We start from the raw sequence: 19255 nt of genomic DNA, 5'->3' as shown, positions 1-19255 counted from the left end.
CAGATGGTGAAGGTAAAGGCTTTGTTCGAAACACATTTGACGGTTTCGAATCTGGAACGATCAATCGATTTTTATCGCGACATTGTTGGGCTGGAACTCGCCCACACGGTGCCAGACAGACATCTGGCGTTTTTCTGGATCGGCGGACGCGGGACGTCGATGCTCGGGCTATGGTCTATTCATTCCGCACCGATCAGCACGAAGCTCCATCTCGCGTTCACCGTGGATCTCGCGCAGGTTCTCGCCGCGCCGGACTATCTTCGGTCGAAGAATGTGGAGCCGCTTGGTTTCGCTGGCGCTCCCAACATCAGCGAGCCGGTCGTCTTTCCATGGATGCCCGCCGCGAGTGTTTATTTCAACGATCCTGACGGCCACTCGCTGGAATACATCGCCTTTCTGGACGATCAGCCGCGACCCGATATACCGCAGGTCAAAAGCTGGAACGAATGGCAGGCGATCCGTCGCTAGGCAGCTGGAAGTCTCGCCCGTGCCGTCTCCACCACGCGCGCCGTCAGGCTGGTCAGGCGGTCGGCGGCCATGCGGTTGACCTGCCAGTACAGCGGGATGTCGAGCGGCGTTCCGGGGATCAGTTCCACCAGCCGCCCGGCATCGAGATGGCCGGACACCAGCAGGCCGGGGTTCATGCCCCAGCCCATCCCGGAAAGGCTCGCCGTCACGAAGCCTTCGGTCGAGGCGAGCCAGTGGGTGGGATAGGATACGTCGCGTCCGAGCACGGCCTTGATCCAGCGACTTTGCAGCCGGTCCTTCTGGTTAAAGGTGAGGCCCGGCGCGCGGGCAAGCGTGGCGGGTGTCACACCCTCGGCGAAGAAGCGCCGCATGAAATCCGGGCTGGCCGTCGCATGGAAACGCAAGATACCAAGCGGCGTGACCCGGCAGCCCTGCACCGGCTTGGCATGCGCGGTGACGGCGGCCAGAACCTTGCCGCGTTGCAGCCACTCGACCGTGTGATCCTGATCGTCCACGGCGATATTGACGAGGAAGTCCGAGCCGCGGCTAAACGTAGAAACGGCATCGAGAAACCATGTGCCGAGACTGTCGGCATTGGTGGCGATGTTCAGCGTCACGCGCTCATGGGGCGCGCCCTCATCGGCCAACGCCGGAAGCTGCCGGAATAACTCCGTCTCCAGCATGCCGACCTGCTCCATGTGCCGGCAGAGCCACTCCCCCTTTTCCGTTGCCGTGCAGGGGTTGCCGCGCACGATCAGCACCACGCCAAGTCTCTCTTCCAACTGCTTGACGCGCTGCGACACCGCCGAGGGCGTAACATAGAGAGCCGCGGCGGCCTTTTCGAAACTGCCGGTCTGCGCGACCAGCGCCACGGCGCGCATGGAAGGGTAATCAATCATTAGCAGCGCTTAATCCGGATGAGATTGTTTAATTATGTTAATGCAAAAGAACCGACTATCCAAGGCCGTGAGCAAGGTATTCCAAGAACCTTGCGTCCGGATGGCGAAAAGAGTTTTGGCGGTCGAAGTCCTTATCGCACCGGATTCCGGCTCGAGGCCGGAATGACGGAAACACAACAACAGGTTACAGGACAACATGGACTTACAGGTTTTCTTCACCGGCCTGACGATGGGCCTCAGCCTGATCGTCGCCATCGGCGCGCAGAATGCATTCGTGCTGAAGCAGGGGCTGATGCGCTCGCATGTCTTCGCCGTGTGCCTGACCTGCGCCGTCTCCGATGCGATGCTGATCGTCGTCGGCGTCACCGGCTTCCGGCAGATCAGCGCTGTGATGCCCGCGCTGGACCCGATCATGCGCTACGCCGGTGCGGCCTTCCTGATCTGGTACGGCGCCAAAAGCCTTCACTCGGCGTTCCGCTCTTCAGGCGCGCTGTCCGTTGCGGAGCGGCGGGAGACGAGCCTGTGGCAGACGCTTGCCATCTGCCTGGCGCTGACCTTCCTCAACCCGCACGTCTACCTCGATACCGTCGTACTGCTCGGCTCGATTTCCACACAGTTTCCGGGCCTGGAAAAGACCTTCGCGGCCGGTGCGGCAACCGGCTCGCTGGTGTTTTTCTTCTCGCTCGGTTACGGCGCGCGCTGGCTGCGGCCGCTGTTCGAGAAACCCGCCGCCTGGCGCATCCTCGAAGGGGTGATCGCCGTCACCATGTGGGCCATCGCCTTCATGCTGCTGAGAGGCGTCTAAACGCCGGGGATACCCGGCTCGCCCAGATCCCAGTAAAGCCCGGCCATGATCGCCAGACCTTCGCGGGCAATCGCTTTCGGCAGATGTTCGTTCGGCGCGTGCTGCGAACAGCCGGGATAGGAATGCGGCACCCAGATGGTGCGTAGCTTCAGGATATCGGCGAAGATGTCGTTGGGCAGCGAGCCTCCGAGATTGGGTAAAAGCGCAGGTTTCTTTCCCGTGGTGCGGGCAATCGAACCGACCGCCCAGCCCACCCACGGGTCTTGCGGATCAAGCCGGGTGGCGCGGAAAATCTCGTCGCCCGCAACCACGATCCTCACCATGGGAAAACCCTGCCGATCCAGATGGCGGCGCACGGCGGGAATGACGGCTTCCGGATCGATGCCCACGACGAACCGCAGTTGCAGCCGCGCCCATGCCTTCGGCGGAATGGCGTTGACCGGCGAGCGTGGATTGCCCGTCTCAAACGCCAGCACCTCCAGCGCGCACCAACCAAACACCCGCTCAGCCGTGGAAAGGCCGGGTTCGCCCCAGTCCGGGTCGATCGCCGGACCGTCCGGTCCGCCATCGATCTCGCAATCGGCCACAGCATCCCGTACTGCCTGCGGCAGCTCCGGCGGCACGAGGTCCGGCACCCGGATCTGCCCGGTCGGCCCGACAAGGCTCGCTATGGCATGGGCAAGTTGCACGCCGGGGTTGGACAGCGCCCCACCCCAGTTACCGGAATGGTGGCCGCCCTCACGCGCCTCGATGACCAGATCCAAGGTGATGCCGCCGCGTGCGCCGAGAAACACGGTCGGGCGTTCGGCGTTCAGCCGTGGCCCGTCCGAGGCGATCAGCAGGTCGGCGCCGAGCCGGTCGCCATGGTCGCGGCAGATGTCCCTCAGCCCCGGCGAGCCGCGTTCCTCTCCCATTTCGATCAGGTATTTGGCGTTAAAACCGAGCTTTCCGCGCGTTTCGATCACGGAATTCAGAGCCGCCATGTTGATGGAATGCTGCCCCTTGTTGTCTGCCGTGCCGCGCCCGTACCATTTGCCGTCCTTGTCGGTCATTGCCCAGGGCGAAAGGCCGCCCGCCCAGCCATCGTCCAGCCCGCGCACCACGTCGCCGTGGCCGTAACCGAGCACCGTCGGCAGGTTCTCATCCTCAAAACGTTCGGCAATCAGAAACGGCAGGCCGGAAGCGCTGTCTTCGATAATGTCACTGGTAAAACCCATGTCGGCAAAAGCGGGTCTCATTTCATTTTCGAGATAGAGCCGGAGTTCGCCGGCGTTGGCCTCATTCTGGCTTTCGGTGCGCAGACCCACCCGCCGTGCCAGATCGCGGGCAAAGCCGCCATCATCGAAATGTGTGGTGGCGTGATCGATGGCAGCCTGTCGCGTCATGAAAAGAATCCCCTGATTTCGTCGTTTTCACAATGACTAAAGAAGACCCGGCATTTTCCAAAGCGGGAATCAGTGATAACCCTCGACCTGTTCAGCGCATCGGCCCGAAAATCGGAATCGATCTTCGGAAAGCACGATGCGCAGATTCAATAGTTTAGAGCGTCCTTTGTTCGTCCGAAAGGACGCACGGCGCTCTAGAAACGGGAAGACAGCGTGTTTCGAGTTCCATTCCTCGTCGGTATCGCCCTTCTGATCGCTTTCGGCGGCGGCATCGCCTCGACGCTGGTCGCGCTCGAAGCCACCTCCGGCTTCGGCTCGATCCGCATAGGACCGTGGGATGCTTTTCCTGAAGCGCAGACGATCGAGGCCGACCCTTACGCGAAATCGCATCGTGCCGATGCCGGCAAGCTGCTTTACGGCACGGCCGAGGGTCTGAGCTTCACCGCCGCCGTCGACAGCGATGGACAGCGGCTCACCGGCGCATGCCAATACCGGCTGGAGGGCACCGTGCCCCCTTCCCGCTTCTGGACGATCTATGCCGCAGACCAGCAGGGCAACGTGCTGGCAGACGCCACAGGCAGGCCCTTCGCTCTCAACTCCAGGACGTTGCTGCGCGACCCGGAAGGCGGCATCGACGTCGCCATCGCCGCCGCCGCGCAGACTTACAACTGGCTTGCCGTGCCACAGGGCCAGACGTTCAAGCTGGTGATGACCCTGCTCGATACGCCGGTCGCCGGAAGCTCGGGCCTCATCGACATCTCGATGCCGGGCATCCGCAGGCTGGAGTGCGGCAATGCTTAGGTTTCTGCTGACCATCGTCACCGGTCTGGTTGGCGCTGCGGCGCTACACTTCGTCATCCTTCTGTCGATCCCGCATTTTTCCAACCGCGACGCCTACACCCGCGCCGTGGCGGAGGGAAAGCCGCACGACTTCCATCTGCTGGAAGAAACGGTTGAGAAGGCGACGCTGGGCAGCGGCGACCCGTTCATGCGCGTCGCGGTCTGCACCTTCAACATCGAGGAAAATCCGGTTCGACTGACGGCCATCGGCGTGGTGCCGTTCTGGTCGGTCGCCGTTTACGACAGGGCGTCGAACGAGGTTTTCAGCATGAACGACCGCACGTCAGCGGGCGGCGTCATGGATATTCTCGTGGCGGATGCCGTACAGATCGCCGCCATCCGCAAGGCGCAGCCGCCAGCGCTGTCACAGGCCATTCTGGTGGAGGCGGATCAGACGGAAGGATATGTGGTGTTGCGGACGATGGTGCCGCAGCCGAGTTTCGGGGAAGAAGCGGAACGCTTTCTGAACGAGGCGAAATGCCAGCCGACGCCGTGGAAGTGACGTCTATATTGACTGCGCGATCAGGACTTGAGCGCGGTTTCGGTATTTGACTTGGGCTTACGCGGCGACTTCTTCGGATGCGTATCGCGCTTTTCGTAGCGCACGCCGGTAAACAGCACGACCTTAGCCGGACCGATGCCCCGCGCCGCGGCATCCACACCGGGCCTTGAACTTCGGCGGGCTTCGTCCAGCGGAATAATTTCTGCCATGCTCATCTCCTCTTCGGGACATGATTGTCGTTGCTACTGGGAACCGTGCAAGCCTCGTCTTGCATCGGGAATTTCGTCACCATCACATATCAGCGCATGCCATTCGGGCTTTTATTCCGGTGTCGAGGATAACATGGAATCCTAATATTGCCCATGAAATTACAATCACGGACAGGTTAATGATCCGTTAACCTTAATTTACGCCGGTCCGGCTCTCCGCTGCCCGGTAGAACGGGTTGGAAACCCCGCAACTCCGGCAAAGTTCCGCGCTTTCCGGCAATTTCGGCACCTTTAAAATTTCGTTGTTGATAAGCATCAAACATCGCTTGCCCACCCCCATAGTTAACAGGACGTCAACGGATTTGCTCTAAGTTGAGCGAATATTGTGTTCGCGTTTTTGTTGGGTAGTGCGTTGACCGACCGGTTTCGAGAACTTGAGAGGCCAAGAGCCGTGAGGAAGAAAGATGTGGTGCTGATGGCCACCGTGACGAATTTTGAAAGCGTATCTCGTCCTTCCAAATCCGATCTGCGTCAGTTCGCCGAACTCTTCATGCCGCTTTTCAACGCTTCGACCGATGAGGCGAAACGCGAGGCCATCGCGGCCCTCTCCCAGCATCCGACCGTTCCCTCGGCCGTCGCCTTCTTCATTGCCAGCCAGCCGATCGCGCTGGCCGCACCCTTCCTGATTTCATCAAAGTGCCTTGATGACGAAACGCTGATCGCCATCGCCCGCACCCAGGGCGCCGCGCATGCGCGCGCCATCGTCCGCCGCGACGATCTCTCTCCCACCGTCATCGATGCGCTCGTCGGCATGCGTCACACCCGTGACGTGCCGCGCCAGAGCGACGATGCGGCCCCCGCACAGGAAGCACCCGTGGCGTCGGCATCGGCTGAACCGCAGCCGACGCCGGAGGTGCAGCCGGCATCGGACCTTGAGGAACAGATGCGTCAGCAGATCCGGGATATGGCACGCCATCTCAACCGGCCGGCGCATGACGTTCTGGGCCTGCGGCGCCTGACCGAGGTGCAGGAAGCCTTGTTGGTGAGGTTTGCTCGCGAACGCGATGCGCGCCAGTTCGCCGTGGCGCTGGCGGATTCGCTGTCGTCCAGCTACTGGCTTTCCGAACGCATCATGCTCGACATTTCCGGCAACCAGCTTGCCATGACACTGACCGGCCTCGGCATGGAGTTTTCGGAGGCAGCCTTCGTGCTGCAATGCTTCTATCCGCATCTTTCCGCAGCTGACGGCGACATGAGCCGCGCCGAAGCGCTGATCGACCGGCTGGACACCGTGGACTGCGAGGAGCGCGTCGAAAACTGGCGGCGGGCCGACAGCTACACGCACAGTCAGCGCGGCGAGCGCCAGTTCACTCCCTTGCCACGCAAGACGGCGGCAAGCTGAAAAAAGGGCGTCATTGCCGCCCTTATGTTTTTGGCTGATCCACCAGCTTCAGAAGTCCGGTTATATCGTCTGTTTCGAGCTCGACGATCCACAGGTCGCTGTCGAAGCGACGCTCACGGTCGAGCAATGCGGCGCTTTCCAGCGCATCCACCCCAGCAAGCCGCGTTTCGAACCGGCGCTCGGCTCTTGTCTCGTCATCTTCAGCAAAGCTTTGCGGCGCAGGTCCGTAGAGGTTCTCCGTGCCGTCGCGGAAGCGCTGGCGGATGAAGATCGCCCCTGCCTCCTCCGCACCCTTCTTTTCCACGGCGGCAAACCCGCCCGCGGAGAACACGCGTCGGACAAGGGCGGAAACGAAGATATCGGATTTCAGGCGCATGAGCGGGCTTTTCCAGATGGCCCAATCTTGGCGGACCTGTGAATGTCATTTATGCGCGGTGGCACTCACCTTCGTCATTCCGGCTCAAGGCCTGTATGACGAGGGAGTATATGCCGCAACACAGCAAACCCCTACAGCGCGCCGATGGATTTCAGCTTTTTCAGCACGGCTTCGCTCGGCTCGCCGGTTTCGGGCAGGCGATAGTGCTTCTCGAACTGGCGGATGGCGGTGCGGGTCTGTTCACCTGCGAAACCATCGACCTTCACGCCTGCATAGGCAATGTTCACCAGCCCCTGCTGGATTTTCGCGACCATTTCGCGCGACACCGGCCTGGCGGTGGAAGGGTTGCCCGTCAGCGATACGGTTTCGGCCTTCGGCGTTGCCGTTTCCGCCTTGCGGATGGCCGCGGCCACGGGATCGATCTCCACAGCGCCGCTTGCGACATTATCGGAGGGGCGGTCCCTGGGAATGGCGGCGACGGTCGCGCCATCGATCTTCAGCGCCGACAGCACGCGGCTGGTCGGTTCGCCGGTCTGTTCCATGCCGACGGTTTCCTCGAAGAACATGATGGCGGCAGCAGTGCGCGGCCCCATCAGGCCATCGGCCTCTCCGTCGTAGAGCCCGCGCCGCTTCAATTCGCCCTGAATATCGGCAACGATCTGCAGGCGCTGATGCGCAGCGGGGGCCAGCGGCTGCTGCGCCGTCTGGTTCGCATCCGCGGTCTGCGGCGTTGGCGTATCCGCCGCTTCAGGGCGTTCGATGCGGAACGTCGTGACATTGCCCTCGGTGCCGAGGGTCTGTGTCATGCGATAGCCGGCGATACCGTTCGGATCGGTTTCATCGCGGGTTCTGAGGAAAGGCGACGGATGCACGCCCGGCTGATACCAGAGCGCATTGGCGGCGACAAAGCCGAACACCACTGCAAAGGCACCGACGCCGCCCACCAGTTTCGGACGGCGCATGACTTCGCGCCCGATGGCCGAAACCACCAAGTAAACCATGCCTGCCCCTTGCTGGGCGGCTGCTTTCTTAGGCGATTTTCGCTTTCGCGGGGCCATCCTCAACATCCTTTTTCATAACTTCGGCGAGGTCGCCGAGCTGCCTGATGCGCGGCGGAAACTCCACCATGCGCCCAGCCTCTGCGTCTTCGCTTCCACCTGCGACGCCGGAGCCATCGGCAGGCAGCATGATCGTTACGACTGTTCCTTCGCCGGGCCTGCTGGCAATGGCGAACGTGCCGCCATGCAATGCCACCAGTCCCTTGACCAGCGAAAGTCCCAGTCCCGTGCCTTCATAGCGACGGGTATATTCGTTCTGGACCTGCATGAAGGGCTGGCCCAGGAATTCTATCTTGTCGGCGGCGATGCCGATGCCGGTGTCGCTGACCGTCAGTTTCAGCATAGTGCCTTCCCGCGCCGCGTCCATCGAGACGACACCACCGGCGTCCGTGAACTTGATGGCATTGCCGGCCAGATTGATCAGAACCTGTCGGATCGCCCGCTCGTCTGCCGTGACCTCGCCGATACCGCGCTGGATGCGGCTGGTCAACGTGATGCCCTTCTCCTTTGCCTGAAGACCGAGCATCGCTTCACAGGATTCGATCGATTCAGCGATGGGGAAGGCTTCCATCATCAGTTCATAACGGCCAGCTTCCAGCTTGCTCATGTCGAGCATGGTGTTGACCACGGACAAAAGATGCGCGCCAGACTGACGGATCAGCGCCACATATTCACGCTGGCGGTCATTCTCGAGCTTGCCGAAATATTCGCCCGCCAGAATATCGGAAAATCCGAGAACGGCGTTCAGTGGCGTGCGCAGTTCGTGGCTGACGGCCGCCAGGAAACGCGACTTGGCGTCGTTGGCCGATTCCGCCTCAGCGGTCTTGCGGGCAGCTTCGCGACGAAGATCCTCGATTGCCGTCATGTCGGACAGTTGGGCCACGATGCGGCGAAGGCGGCCGGTGGTGCCGCGAACCGCGGTCATTTCGGCACGCAGATGCATGAACTGCGCCTTGCTACGCGTCTGGGAGCCGATTTCGAACCTGAGTTCGGCACTGGCGCTATCATCGCCCTGCCGCAGCAGATCGAAAGACTGCATCAGCGAAATCCGGTCGGAAACATAGACGTGTTCGGCAAAGATCTGCCCGGCGCACTCGCGCAGGTGGCCCGGAAAGCGGTCACGATCACGGCCCGAAACGCGCTCCACCACACCGTTTTCATTCAGAACCAGAAGAAGGCCCGGAACCTGAGAAGCGAGAACGACATCGTTCTCGTCGCCGTGTGGAGCCGACGATACGCCACGCGTGGGATGGGAAAAGGCTATCAACAGGGCAGCGGCGGCAAGAAACAGTGCGAGCACCAGCGCAGCACCGATCGGCATCGCCAGAGCCGGGCTGAAGATGAGGCTGAAGACGGCGGGAACGACAACGAGGCCAGCTCCCGCAAAAGCGATCAGACGACGCAGCTGCGCAACCGTGGCGGCACGCCGTTCAGCGTCCTCTTCCATGCGGGCGAGCCATCTGCCTGAGGCGTGGTCAACCAACGCGACCGCTTTTTCTGTAATGTTACGCAATACCAGCACACCGAATCCCTGAGGCGGATCTAACGGTGCCGACAATAGAAGACCGTGGCTTAAAGAATGGATAAAATGAAACGCCCGAAACGGCCGCAAACGCCCTGAGAGTCCCAGAACGGGGCAATTGATCGAAGGTTTGGAATTCATGGTTAATGACGGGTAAGCGACGGATTTCGCTTTATTTTCGCCGTCATATTAACCTTTGTGGCAGACGGGGCTGGCGCTTCTCCCGACATTCCATGGCAAGCGTCGCAATTATGCTTAACATCAGTCGTTAAAATGCGAGCGAATTGACGGGTGGCAAAACACAGCGAGGAGAATAGATACAATTTGAATTAAATTGCGCGGCTTTTTGCAATCGGGTGTTCGCCGGTTGCCGGTAGGTTGTCTTCAAGCCCGAAAACGGGGCAAGCGCCGATGATTCGGAATGAACGGGGCGTAAGATCAAACGGTCTGGCAGGGTAGTCTGACATGTGGTTTCTGATTAAAGGAACATTCTGGTTTTCGCTGGTGCTGGTGGCGCTGTCCTATTTCGGCGGCGGCAACGAGGCATCGAAGGAACCGTCTACATTCGACATCACCAGCGCCGTTTCGGCGGCTGGCGACGCCTACCGTTATGTCAGCGCGATCTGCGCGGAAAAGCCGGACGTCTGCGTCAAGGGTGCGGAAACCTTCCATGCTCTGGGTGAACGGGCCCGTGAAGGCGCAAAGGTCGCGTACCAGCTGATCGATGCCCAGCTTGCCACCGAAGAGACGCCGGATGCCGTCGCAGCCGCCATCAAAGCCGAGGCCGAGCGCGCCGAAACCCCTCTCACCAGCAACGAACCTCCCAAGGACGCCGATACGTTGAAGACCGGCACTATCATTCCCCTGCCGCAGAAGCGCCCTGCCCTCTGATCCGGCGCACAGTGGATTTTCCCGCGACACATGGTTCAATTTCCGCCACGCTTGGCCTATATGGTGCAGCATAGACCACTATTGGCGGATACCGATGACCTCGCTTGACACGATCCTTGACGATTTTTCCTTCCTCGATGACTGGGAAGACCGCTATCGCTACGTGATCGAACTGGGCAAGGCGCTGCCGGAGCTTGCCGAAGACAAGCGCACCGCCGACAACAAGGTGCAGGGCTGCGCCAGTCAGGTCTGGCTGGTCAGCCACCGCGATGGCGCCAACGATCCGGTCATGACCTTCGAGGGCGATTCCGACGCGCATATCGTACGTGGCCTCGTCGCCATTGTGCTGGCGGTCTATTCGAGAAAAAAGGCATCTGAAATCGCCGCTCTCGATGCCATCGAGGTATTCAACAAGATCGGCCTTGTCGAGCATCTGTCCTCGCAACGCGCCAACGGCCTGCGCTCGATGGTCAATCGCATCCGCAGCGAGGCGCGGCTTCTCACCGCCTGATCTCAGCCCTTCTCCATCGACGGACGGTAGCCATCAGCACCCCAATGATGGCTGGTGCGCCTTGCGGCGCGTGGCTCCGGGGCATAATGCCGGGCGAGCGTCAGCAGCGCCGCCCGCAGCAGCAGCTTTGCCGACCGGGCGGGCCATTGACGCTCCCGCTCGACCATTTCCAGACCTTTCTCGAAGCAGCAGACATCGATGGCGACGCCGGAGAGTTCCGGTCCCATTGCGTCTGCTGCATGTGTAAAGCGCAGGCGTGCCGACATCGCGGTGTCGGTGATATCAGCTGCACCGCCGGCCTCGCCTTTGGTGCGCCTGGCAAGGCGCGGCTCCCATGATGCCGTGATGCGCGGGCTCAGATGGCCGCGATGGAAATCGACCGCCAGACGCTCCCCCGCCTCCAGCGCATCGGCCGGAAAAAAAGCATCACCGCTCCGCTCCTTCAACCGCGACAGCGCCGCCAGAGGAGACGATAGAATGTTACGACGGGCCATATGCGCATGACCGTCGAGATCCACGCTCACCGTCTGCGAAACGCGGTGCTGCTCCTGAAAAGCCTCGTCCCTTTCTTTCAGCATCGCACGTTTCAGGAACGGTAACAGAGGTTCGGCCGGATGAAGGCTATCGCCCCTTTTCACGATCAGACCGGCTGAAACGGCATGCCCTATCGTTGCGGCCTGGAAACGCTTCGCAGTACCCGGTGCATCGCGTGGCGACAGAAGAAATTCGTTGCCGTCGGTGACGGAATTGACGGCACCTTTTGCAAGAACACGGAGCAGTCGCAGCAGATCGGGATCGGCTGGTGCATGCTTGATGTCATTCATCAGGGCTGCCTTTCATGACATGCACGATGCTAGCTGCCAGTCGTTCCACGGAAGCGACGAACTCATCGAAGGCAGGCTCGTCGCGACGATCCTCGACCACCTGGCAGGCATGACTGACGGTGGTGCGATCACGACCAAAGCAGGGGCCGATATCCGACATGGAGATACCCAGCCCGACATGGCAGACATACATGGCGATCTGGCGGATATGGCAATCGGTGCGACGCAGATCCCGGCGCGGCAACGAACGCTCTCCTGCCAGCAATGCCATTTCACCTGTCAGCTGGCGCACCAGCCTGCAAACGGGAGAAATCGCACGTCTGCGGTTCTGGTTACCGATGGCAGCAAGCCACGGGCGGCCTGTTGCATGCATGGCCGGCATAGACACCCGGTCAGCGGAAAGCAGGAAAGACGTCTCCGAAGGCATGTGCAACTCCTCTGTTAATAGGAATTAATTCATATACCCGAACAACGATCCGTGGAAGCCCCATTTTTGACCCCGAAGAAAGAGGTTTGTTTTTATTATATTTTAAGGGGAAAGCGTCACCGATAAAGGATTTTTTTCCTCTATTGCCACCTGCATCCAAACATTGAAAAACAAAAAAGCCGGTCAAATGACCGGCTTCTTATCATGTGCCTGCGTTGCAACCTGTCGGACAGGCCCAGCCTTAGCGGCTGGACTTGCGGCGCTGGCCCAGACCCATTTCCTTTGCGAGACGCGAACGCGCCTCGGCATAGGCTGGCGCAACCATCGGATAGTCGACCTGCAGATCCCACTTCTCGCGGTATTCCTCAGGCGTCATGCTGTGATGCGTCGTCAAATGACGCTTGAGCGATTTGAACGAACCGCCGCACTCAAGACAAACGATATGATCGTCCTGTACCGACTTGCGAACCGAAACGGCAGGCTTCTGCTTTTCGACATTGATCGCTACCGATGCGGGTGCAGATGTGCCGCTGAGTGCCGTATGGACATCCGAGATGAGGCTGGGAAGTTCTGTTACCGGAACGACGTGGTTGCTAACATAGGCAGCCACAATATCCGCAGTCAGTTCGACCAGCAGATCCTGGGCGTTACCGTATGTAGTTTCCGTCATTTAAGTATCTCCTGTTCATTTACCTCTAGAAGCAACAATAACGCCGCTTCGAGCGATGTGAAGTTACCCGATCCCCCCAACCTTCGCCGCGTTGAAACCAACATGAAACCTACCCCTAGATTTCAGGCGAAAGACCGGATCTTATTTGTGCGCGATTTGACATTTGGCTAGCAACACAGACAGCAATGACCAGTTGGGCCACAGTTTAGCCATCAATAAAATGCCTAACCTGACTACGAAGAGATATAATGCAAACCGCGATCAGCAATCTTACACTTGTTTTGGATAACATTAAAACAACGAAAGTCAAATTGCTATTTGCCGCTTTTCCAGTTCAAAACAGTCTAATTGGAATACAAAAAATCACGGGTAATAAAATAATGACGCGTGACATAATCAAAAATAAGTACCCGTGATTATTTGGGATGATTTCAACTTTGCATTTTCTTTAAATCATCGACAACCGAGTTTTTGTCGAGCGAATAACCTGCCTTGTGAGCCGCAATTGCAAGAAGATGTGCGGAAACTGGCGCGGTCAGAACAAAGAACAGAAAACCCGCCAGAGATCGCGCCAGAGTTGAAAGTTCCATGGAGTGGAGGCCAACGGCAAGCAGCAGCAGGCCGGAGCCGACCGTACCCGCCTTCGAGGCAGCGTGCATGCGCGTATAGAGATCCGGCAGGCGGTTGATCCCAACGGCGGCCACCAGCGAAAAGGCGGCACCCGATATCATCAGAAGCGCCACGAGAACAGCAACAATCCAGCCCATCAGTTTCTGCCCCTTGTCTTGCCGTTCTTCGGTTTGTCGCGCCCGTCTGACGCAACATCGGAAGCCTTTTCCCCATCGAGGAACGCCCTCCCCCTGCTTCGCCCATCAGGCCCACGCGACAGCACGAAGCGGGCGAAGGCGACGGTCGCCAGAAAACCGACCAGACCGAGCGCGATGGCAATATCGACATAGAGATTGAAGCCGGTGCGAATGGCGATAACGGCGATGAAGCCGATGGCGATGCCGACCAGCATGTCGAGCGCGATGATGCGGTCGGGAAGCGTCGGTCCGACCACGACGCGGTAGACCGTCAGCAGAAAGGCGACGGACAGAAGACCGGACGCCAGTATTGTGGTGGCGGAAACAAGCAGTTCGGGCGTCATCAGCGAAACGCCTCCATGATCTTCTTTTCGAAACCGTTGCGGATATCGTTACGGGTCGCCTCGATATCCCCGCAGTCTATCGCATGAACGTAGAGCGTCTTGCGGTCGGCCGAGACATCGACGGAAAGCGTACCCGGAGTGAGGGTGATGAGATTGGCGAGCAGCGTGATCTCGAAGTCGCTCGTCACCGTCAGCGGATAGGCGAAGATACCGGGTTTCACATCGAGCTTCGGCCTGACGACCATCACGGCCACCTTCCACGCGGACAGCGCCAGTTCCTTGAAGAACAGCAGCACCAGCGACAGCACGCGAAACAGCCGCAGCCAGTAAATGCCGCCGCCGGGTATCTGGTGGCGGATAAGGCCCAGCGCCAGCGTCGAGACGAGAAGCGCGAACAGGATGTTGGCCAGCGTCAGGCTGCCGCTCACGGCCACCCAGACGATCACGAACAGCAATTGCACGACATAGAGGCTCATGGGTTGCCCCCCTTCGGAAAGACGGACTGGATGTAAAGGGCAGGATCGGCAAGCCCGTCCGCCGCCTGCTGGCTGAGATCGAGCAATGTCTGCGGGAACAGCCCGAAGAACACCACCAGCGCGGTCAGGATGACAACAGGTGCAAAGGATGGCGGCTTGGGTGCCGGTACCGACGGGACGGAAGGCTCCGTGACGTGCGGCCGCCAGAAACACAGCAGGAAAAAACGCCCGAAGGCAATCGTGGCAATGAAACCGGACAGGAGAATACCCGCCGCCAGCCACCATGCGCCGATATCGAGTGCGGATTTGACCAGAACAGCCTTCGGCCAGAAGCCCGAGAACGGCGGCAGGCCCGAACCGGCGAAGAACAGCGCCAGTGCAGCCGCCGAAAACCACGGCGCACGCCTGTAGAGACCGCCAAGCGCCGACAATGTCCAGCCGCCACCCAGGCGCGCGGCATGACCGGCGACGAGATAGAGCGCCGTCATCAGCACCACCGAATGCAGGGCGTAGAAGATCGCGCCGCCAATGCCGGCCGGCGTTCCGATGGCCACACCCGCCATCATGTAACCTATGCCGGAAATGACGATGTAACCCAGCATACGGCGGATATCGTTCTGGGCGAGCGCGCCCATCGCGCCCAGCACCATGGTCAGCACTGCGGACACGGCGATGACGAGGCTCAGCTCCTCCCTCTCGACCGGAAACAGCATGACCATGACGCGCAGGAGAGAATAGATGCCGACCTTGGTGAGCAGGCCGCCGAACAGCGCCGACACGACGATGCGCGGCGTGTGATAGGATGCAGGCAGCCAGAAATTCACCGGAAACGCAGCCGCCTTCATGGCAAAGGCCAGCGCAAACAGGGTGGCCAGCGTCATCAGCGGGGCGGTGGCGCGCAACTCCGTTGCCTTCACCACGATATCGGCCATGTTGAGCGTGCCAAAGATGGCATAGAGATACCCGACCGAGATCAGGAACAGCGTCGTGCCGATAAGGTTCAGGATGGCGTATTTCAGCGCGCCGTCGATCTGCTCCCGTGTCGAGCCGAGCACGATGAGGCCGAAGGACGATATCAGCAGCACCTCGAACCAGACGTAGAGATTGAAGATATCACCCGTCAGGAATGCACCGTTGACGCCCGCCATCAAGAGCATCAGGAACGGGAAGAAACCGTAGCGGCGTCCGCTGTTGTCGATATCCGCGCTGGCGTGGATGGCAGCTGCGAAAGCAACAATCGATGCCGCCAAGGCCAGAAGTACGCCCGTCAGGTCGGCGGTGAAGGCGATGCCGAACGGAGGCAGCCAGCGGCCCATGACCATGGTGAACGGCCCGTCGGACACGACCTTGCGCAGAAGCGCCGCGTTCAGGAACACCAGAAGGCCAAGCGAGTAAATCGCAATCGTCGCATGCAGGCGGATGGATTTGCGCAGCATCATCAGCACGGCGCCCGTGCCGATGCACAGCGCAATCGGCAAAATGACCAGCCAGTCGGCCAGCGGCACCCTGTCCATGACAAGCGCGACGGAGAGATCGGAAATGACGGTGGTGGTCGGTGAAGCCATGTCTGTCTGTCCCCGTGCCGCTCAGTAACCGAGCGGCGGCAAGGGCTCGCCTGCGGGTTCTGCGGTGCGCATCTCGTCCGTATCGTCGGTGTTCAGTTCCTGAAAGGCGCGCCATGTCAGGACGAGAAGGAAGCAGAAGAAGGAAAATGAAATGACGATCGCCGTCAGGATCAGCGCCTGCGGCAAGGGGTTGGCCGTACCGGCCGGCAAGGCATCCATACCGGCGGGAATGATCGGCGGCACCTCGCGCGTCAGCCTTCCCGCCGTGAACAGCAAAAGGTTCACCGCATTGCCGAGAACGGCGATGCCGAGCAGGATGCGGATGCTGTGGCGCGACAGCATAAGATAGATCGCCACCGAAAAGAAGATGCCGACGAGAATGGAGAAGATCGCTTCCATCAGTCGCTCTCCCTTTCTTCCAGCGCAAGCGCAATGGAGGTGATGGCGCCCACCACGACAAGATAGACGCCAACATCGAAGGACATGACGGTGGACAGCGGTATCTCGACGCCCAGAATTTCGGGATAGATCCACAGACCGGTCATGAAGGGTACGCCAACGGCAATCGACACGACGCCGGAGAGCAGCGACAGCAACAGACCTGCGCCGGCAATCGACAGCGGATGAAAGACGATGGCGCGCCTGACCGCCACGACGCCGTAAGCGATGCCGTAGATGGCCAGCGCCGATACCGCGATCAGCCCGCCGATGAAGCCGCCACCCGGCTCGTTATGGCCGCGCAGCAATACGAAGATGGAAAACAGCACCATGAGACTGGTGATGACGGGGGCGACGGTGCGCAGGATCAGCGTGTTCATGCGCGGGCTCCCTTCTTCGGCGTTTTCGCGGGCTTCTCCACCCTGACGGCGGCGGGACGGATGCGGATCAGCGCCAGGATGGCAAGGCCGGTAATCATCACCACCGCGATCTCGCCCAGCGTATCCGTACCACGGAAGTCGACGATGATGACGTTTACAACATTTGCGCCGTGGGCGATGATCTTCGAATAGGCGTTATAGAAATCCGTCAGGCGATTGTCGAAACTGACCTGCGTGGCGCGCAGCAGGAACAACGCGAAGCCAGTGCCGCAGGCGATGGCAATGGTACTGTCAAGCAGCTTCTGGCCAAGGCCACGATGATCGGACGGCGACAGGCGAAGCCGCGTCATGACGAGGGTAAGGATGACGACCGACAGTGTTTCAACCATGAACTGCGTGAACGACAGATCGGGCGCGCCGAACAGCAGGAAGATCACGGCGACAGCAAAACCCTGAATGCCGAGCGCGATGATGGCCGTGAGGCGGCTTGTCGCCGTCAATACCGCCACCAGACCGGCAACGGCGATGACGACGAAGGTCAGCTCGTGGATGAGCACATCCTGCGGCCAGGCGGGCATGGCCGGAAGCTCGTCATAGATGAACAGCGGCGCAAGCAGCGCAACAGCCACGACCGCGAATGTGGCGGTGACGTAGAACTCCAGCCGCCCCGGCTGAAGGAAACGCGTCAGATGGAACGACACCTTCACCAAAGCGGAGATGAAGACATCAAAGCCCCTGTCCGGCCCCGGCCCCATGGCTTCGAGCGAGCGGGCGGTCAGGCCGCGCACCGTATCAAGCTTGGAGTAGATCATGACACCGATGGCGACCGTCAGCAGGGACAGGCCGAGCGCAACGCCGATATGCGGCACAAGCGAGATATCCACCGTGCGCGGTTTTGCGGCGATGGCGCTTGCCATCGGGCTCGACACGTAAAAATGTGCCGCGCCCGAAAAGAGCGCGATGGTCAGCCCCTTGACCGCCAGCAGCACTGGCCCGAGCCAGAGCAGCACCGGACCTTCATGGGCGTGTTTCGGGGTTTTCACCGGCTGGCCGAGGAAAGGTTTGAGGGCGACGGCAAAAGCCACGGCAAACATCAGCGCATTGCCAAGAATCGCGACGCCGGTAAACAGCACGCTGCGCGGATCGCCATGAGCAAGCGCATAATAGATTTCTTCCTTGGCAAGAAAGCCGAAGAACGGCGGCAGTCCGGCCATGGAGATGGCCGCGCCGAGTGCCGCGGCAAAGGTGATCGGCATGGCCTTGCGAAGCCCACCCAGTTTCCTCACGTCGCGGGTTCCGGTTTCGTGGTCAATGATACCGGCGACCATGAACAGTGCGCCCTTGAACAGCGAATGCGCCACAAGATACAGCACCGCCGCCTCGATGGCGCGCTCGGAACCGAACCCCGTCAGCATGACGAGAAGGCCGAGCGACGACACGGTGGTGTAGGCCAGCATGAGTTTCAGATCGGTCTGCCTTACCGCCAGCAGCGCGCCAACGAGCATCGTCAGCCCGCCGAAGAACGGCAGAAGGATCTGCCATGCGGCCGTATCGCCGAGAACCGGGTTGAGGCGCATCAGAAGGTAGACACCCGCCTTCACCATGGTGGCCGAATGCAGGTAGGCCGAAACGGGTGTGGGCGCTTCCATGGCGTTTGGCAGCCAGAAATGGAACGGAAACTGCGCCGACTTGGTGAATGCGCCACCGAGGACCAGCAGAAGGGCGGCCAGATAGAACGGGCTTTCGCGCAGCACATCGCCGCGATGCACCAGGAGGGACAGCTGCGTTATGCCGCTCATGTTCCAGATTAAGATCAGACCAGCCAGCAGAAGCAGGCCGCCGCCGCCGGTGACGACAAGCGCCTGAAGCGCGGCACGGCGGGAGGCGGCACGCTCATGATCGAAGCCGATCAGCAGGAAGGAGGTGATCGAGGTCAGTTCCCAGTAGACGAACAGCATCATGAGACTGTCCGACACCACGACGCCGAGCATAGCCCCCATGAACAGCAACAGGAAGGACAGGAAACGACCCTGCTGCGGATGCCCCTTCATGTAGCCACCCGCGTAAAGCACGATCAGCAGGCCGATGCCGGTGATCAGCAGCGCGAAAGTGAGCGAAAGACCGTCTATGAACCAAGAAAAGCTGAGGTTGAAACTCGGAACCCAGGCGTAACCACCGGTCACGACGCCGCCTGCGGCGACTTCAGGCAGCATTCCGGCGAAATTCAGAAAAGCCAGCGCGGGCGCGATCGCCAGTATCCACGCCGCATTTTGGCCAAACCTGCGAACAAGCGCAGGAGCGGCGAGCGCCGCCAGAAATGGCAAAAATAGCGATAGGAATGTCAGCGTCGTGACATTTTCTGTCATTGGATCTCCCGGCCCCGTCGCCTTTGCGGCGACTCCCTCAGAAAACGAATGTTTCAGTTAAGGCAAAGGGAGAGGCACCTCAACCCAAATC

The 19255-nt window shown here is 60.3% G+C and carries 23 protein-coding genes; 7 read left to right on the top strand and 16 right to left on the bottom strand.

Annotated elements, in window-relative coordinates:
• The first annotated feature begins 3 nt into the window (after positions 1-3).
• Entirely contained in the window at positions 4-468 is a 465-nt protein-coding gene (locus N7578_RS13460) for a VOC family protein (protein WP_311110816.1), read from the top strand.
• Here the strand turns inward: N7578_RS13460 and N7578_RS13455 are convergent.
• Positions 465-1367, bottom strand: a complete 903-nt coding sequence (locus tag N7578_RS13455) for a LysR family transcriptional regulator ArgP (RefSeq protein WP_311110815.1) — start codon at positions 1365-1367, stop codon at positions 465-467. The genes N7578_RS13460 and N7578_RS13455 overlap by 4 nt on opposite strands.
• Positions 1368-1563: 196 nt before the next feature.
• On the opposite strand from N7578_RS13455, the gene N7578_RS13450 reads away from it, so the two are divergent.
• Complete coding sequence (locus N7578_RS13450; RefSeq protein ID WP_311110814.1) at positions 1564-2172, top strand: LysE/ArgO family amino acid transporter; 609 nt, start codon at positions 1564-1566, stop codon at positions 2170-2172.
• On the opposite strand, the gene N7578_RS13445 is transcribed toward N7578_RS13450, so the two are convergent.
• A complete protein-coding gene (locus tag N7578_RS13445; protein WP_311110813.1) occupies positions 2169-3557 on the bottom strand; it encodes a M20 family metallopeptidase in 1389 nt (462 codons plus the stop codon). The two genes, N7578_RS13450 and N7578_RS13445, sit on opposite strands and share 4 nt — an antisense overlap.
• A 213-nt stretch (positions 3558-3770) precedes the next feature.
• On the opposite strand from N7578_RS13445, the gene N7578_RS13440 reads away from it, so the two are divergent.
• Together N7578_RS13440 and N7578_RS13435 are read left to right on the top strand one after the other, a co-directional pair.
• The gene (locus N7578_RS13440; protein ID WP_311110812.1) at positions 3771-4358 is read left to right on the top strand and encodes a DUF1214 domain-containing protein; all 588 of its coding nucleotides are present in this window, start codon (positions 3771-3773) and stop codon (positions 4356-4358) included.
• Positions 4351-4899, top strand: a complete 549-nt coding sequence (locus N7578_RS13435) for a DUF1254 domain-containing protein (RefSeq protein ID WP_311110811.1) — start codon at positions 4351-4353, stop codon at positions 4897-4899. The genes N7578_RS13440 and N7578_RS13435 overlap by 8 nt, the downstream gene beginning before the upstream one ends.
• Positions 4900-4919: 20 nt before the next feature.
• Here N7578_RS13435 and N7578_RS13430 read toward each other — a convergent pair whose 3' ends face one another.
• Positions 4920-5108, bottom strand: coding sequence for a hypothetical protein (locus N7578_RS13430; RefSeq protein ID WP_311110810.1), 189 nt, complete (start codon positions 5106-5108; stop codon positions 4920-4922).
• A 475-nt stretch (positions 5109-5583) separates the two neighbouring features.
• Here N7578_RS13430 and N7578_RS13425 point away from each other — a divergent pair, with 475 nt between their 5' ends.
• A complete protein-coding gene (locus N7578_RS13425) occupies positions 5584-6510 on the top strand; it encodes a DUF2336 domain-containing protein (protein ID WP_311112504.1) in 927 nt (308 codons plus the stop codon).
• A gap of 22 nt (positions 6511-6532) precedes the next feature.
• Here the strand turns inward: N7578_RS13425 and N7578_RS13420 are convergent, their stop codons facing one another.
• The 3 genes from N7578_RS13420 to N7578_RS13410 form a co-directional block, all read right to left on the bottom strand.
• The gene (locus N7578_RS13420) at positions 6533-6886 is read right to left on the bottom strand and encodes a DUF1491 family protein (protein WP_311110809.1); all 354 of its coding nucleotides are present in this window, start codon (positions 6884-6886) and stop codon (positions 6533-6535) included.
• Between the two features lie 131 nt (positions 6887-7017).
• Positions 7018-7944 carry a peptidoglycan-binding domain-containing protein gene (locus N7578_RS13415; protein ID WP_311110808.1) on the bottom strand — a complete coding sequence of 309 codons (927 nt, stop codon included), beginning with the start codon at positions 7942-7944 and terminating at the stop codon, positions 7018-7020.
• The gene (locus tag N7578_RS13410) at positions 7916-9448 is read right to left on the bottom strand and encodes a HAMP domain-containing sensor histidine kinase (protein ID WP_311112503.1); all 1533 of its coding nucleotides are present in this window, start codon (positions 9446-9448) and stop codon (positions 7916-7918) included. Before N7578_RS13410 ends, N7578_RS13415 begins: the two co-directional genes overlap by 29 nt.
• 483 nt (positions 9449-9931) lie before the next feature.
• Here N7578_RS13410 and N7578_RS13405 point away from each other — a divergent pair, with 483 nt between their 5' ends.
• Both N7578_RS13405 and N7578_RS13400 read left to right on the top strand, forming a co-directional pair.
• Positions 9932-10357, top strand: a complete 426-nt coding sequence (locus N7578_RS13405) for a DUF5330 domain-containing protein (protein WP_311110807.1) — start codon at positions 9932-9934, stop codon at positions 10355-10357.
• Between the two features lie 94 nt (positions 10358-10451).
• Positions 10452-10868 (top strand): SufE family protein, encoded by a 417-nt coding sequence (locus N7578_RS13400; protein ID WP_311110806.1) that lies wholly within the window; start codon positions 10452-10454, stop codon positions 10866-10868.
• 2 nt (positions 10869-10870) lie between these two features.
• On the opposite strand, the gene N7578_RS13395 is transcribed toward N7578_RS13400, so the two are convergent.
• From N7578_RS13395 to N7578_RS13350, 10 genes are all read right to left on the bottom strand, one after another.
• Positions 10871-11692 (bottom strand): DUF6456 domain-containing protein, encoded by an 822-nt coding sequence (locus tag N7578_RS13395; RefSeq protein WP_311110805.1) that lies wholly within the window; start codon positions 11690-11692, stop codon positions 10871-10873.
• Positions 11685-12119 carry a helix-turn-helix domain-containing protein gene (locus tag N7578_RS13390; protein ID WP_311110804.1) on the bottom strand — a complete coding sequence of 145 codons (435 nt, stop codon included), beginning with the start codon at positions 12117-12119 and terminating at the stop codon, positions 11685-11687. Before N7578_RS13390 ends, N7578_RS13395 begins: the two co-directional genes overlap by 8 nt.
• Before the next feature lie 241 nt (positions 12120-12360).
• The gene (gene ros, locus N7578_RS13385; protein WP_311110803.1) at positions 12361-12789 is read right to left on the bottom strand and encodes a MucR family transcriptional regulator Ros; all 429 of its coding nucleotides are present in this window, start codon (positions 12787-12789) and stop codon (positions 12361-12363) included.
• A gap of 431 nt (positions 12790-13220) precedes the next feature.
• A complete protein-coding gene (gene mnhG, locus N7578_RS13380; RefSeq protein WP_311112502.1) occupies positions 13221-13559 on the bottom strand; it encodes a monovalent cation/H(+) antiporter subunit G in 339 nt (112 codons plus the stop codon).
• Positions 13556-13939 (bottom strand): cation:proton antiporter, encoded by a 384-nt coding sequence (locus N7578_RS13375; RefSeq protein ID WP_311110802.1) that lies wholly within the window; start codon positions 13937-13939, stop codon positions 13556-13558. The genes mnhG and N7578_RS13375 overlap by 4 nt, the downstream gene beginning before the upstream one ends.
• A complete protein-coding gene (locus tag N7578_RS13370; RefSeq protein ID WP_311110801.1) occupies positions 13939-14415 on the bottom strand; it encodes a Na+/H+ antiporter subunit E in 477 nt (158 codons plus the stop codon). Before N7578_RS13370 ends, N7578_RS13375 begins: the two co-directional genes overlap by 1 nt.
• A complete protein-coding gene (locus N7578_RS13365; protein WP_311110800.1) occupies positions 14412-15980 on the bottom strand; it encodes a Na+/H+ antiporter subunit D in 1569 nt (522 codons plus the stop codon). Before N7578_RS13365 ends, N7578_RS13370 begins: the two co-directional genes overlap by 4 nt.
• A gap of 21 nt (positions 15981-16001) precedes the next feature.
• Complete coding sequence (locus N7578_RS13360) at positions 16002-16379, bottom strand: Na+/H+ antiporter subunit C (protein ID WP_311110799.1); 378 nt, start codon at positions 16377-16379, stop codon at positions 16002-16004.
• Positions 16379-16798 (bottom strand): Na(+)/H(+) antiporter subunit B, encoded by a 420-nt coding sequence (locus tag N7578_RS13355; RefSeq protein WP_311110798.1) that lies wholly within the window; start codon positions 16796-16798, stop codon positions 16379-16381. The genes N7578_RS13360 and N7578_RS13355 overlap by 1 nt, the downstream gene beginning before the upstream one ends.
• A complete protein-coding gene (locus tag N7578_RS13350) occupies positions 16795-19164 on the bottom strand; it encodes a putative monovalent cation/H+ antiporter subunit A (protein WP_311110797.1) in 2370 nt (789 codons plus the stop codon). The genes N7578_RS13355 and N7578_RS13350 overlap by 4 nt, the downstream gene beginning before the upstream one ends.
• Between the last annotated feature and the right edge of the window lie 91 nt (positions 19165-19255).

Source organism: Agrobacterium tumefaciens, assembly GCF_031801495.1.
Classification (GTDB): Bacteria; Pseudomonadota; Alphaproteobacteria; order Rhizobiales; family Rhizobiaceae; genus Agrobacterium; species Agrobacterium tumefaciens_K.
The sequence above is the reverse complement of the archived record's forward strand: the minus strand, read 5'-3'. Positions and strand labels throughout refer to the sequence as shown.

Coding starts and splice junctions, on each gene's coding strand:
- ros (WP_311110803.1), bottom strand. CDS start 12,789: ATGACGGAAACTACATACGGTAACGCCCAGGATCTGCTGGTCGAACTG.
- N7578_RS13425 (WP_311112504.1), top strand. CDS start 5,584: ATGGCCACCGTGACGAATTTTGAAAGCGTATCTCGTCCTTCCAAATCC.
- N7578_RS13460 (WP_311110816.1), top strand. CDS start 4: ATGGTGAAGGTAAAGGCTTTGTTCGAAACACATTTGACGGTTTCGAAT.
- N7578_RS13370 (WP_311110801.1), bottom strand. CDS start 14,415: ATGAGCCTCTATGTCGTGCAATTGCTGTTCGTGATCGTCTGGGTGGCC.
- N7578_RS13455 (WP_311110815.1), bottom strand. CDS start 1,367: ATGATTGATTACCCTTCCATGCGCGCCGTGGCGCTGGTCGCGCAGACC.
- N7578_RS13420 (WP_311110809.1), bottom strand. CDS start 6,886: ATGCGCCTGAAATCCGATATCTTCGTTTCCGCCCTTGTCCGACGCGTG.
- N7578_RS13430 (WP_311110810.1), bottom strand. CDS start 5,108: ATGGCAGAAATTATTCCGCTGGACGAAGCCCGCCGAAGTTCAAGGCCC.
- N7578_RS13450 (WP_311110814.1), top strand. CDS start 1,564: ATGGACTTACAGGTTTTCTTCACCGGCCTGACGATGGGCCTCAGCCTG.
- N7578_RS13405 (WP_311110807.1), top strand. CDS start 9,932: ATGTGGTTTCTGATTAAAGGAACATTCTGGTTTTCGCTGGTGCTGGTG.
- N7578_RS13375 (WP_311110802.1), bottom strand. CDS start 13,939: ATGACGCCCGAACTGCTTGTTTCCGCCACCACAATACTGGCGTCCGGT.
- N7578_RS13435 (WP_311110811.1), top strand. CDS start 4,351: ATGCTTAGGTTTCTGCTGACCATCGTCACCGGTCTGGTTGGCGCTGCG.
- N7578_RS13355 (WP_311110798.1), bottom strand. CDS start 16,798: ATGAACACGCTGATCCTGCGCACCGTCGCCCCCGTCATCACCAGTCTC.
- N7578_RS13395 (WP_311110805.1), bottom strand. CDS start 11,692: ATGAATGACATCAAGCATGCACCAGCCGATCCCGATCTGCTGCGACTG.
- N7578_RS13415 (WP_311110808.1), bottom strand. CDS start 7,944: ATGGCCCCGCGAAAGCGAAAATCGCCTAAGAAAGCAGCCGCCCAGCAA.
- N7578_RS13360 (WP_311110799.1), bottom strand. CDS start 16,379: ATGGAAGCGATCTTCTCCATTCTCGTCGGCATCTTCTTTTCGGTGGCG.
- N7578_RS13445 (WP_311110813.1), bottom strand. CDS start 3,557: ATGACGCGACAGGCTGCCATCGATCACGCCACCACACATTTCGATGAT.
- N7578_RS13365 (WP_311110800.1), bottom strand. CDS start 15,980: ATGGCTTCACCGACCACCACCGTCATTTCCGATCTCTCCGTCGCGCTT.
- N7578_RS13400 (WP_311110806.1), top strand. CDS start 10,452: ATGACCTCGCTTGACACGATCCTTGACGATTTTTCCTTCCTCGATGAC.
- N7578_RS13390 (WP_311110804.1), bottom strand. CDS start 12,119: ATGCCTTCGGAGACGTCTTTCCTGCTTTCCGCTGACCGGGTGTCTATG.
- N7578_RS13350 (WP_311110797.1), bottom strand. CDS start 19,164: ATGACAGAAAATGTCACGACGCTGACATTCCTATCGCTATTTTTGCCA.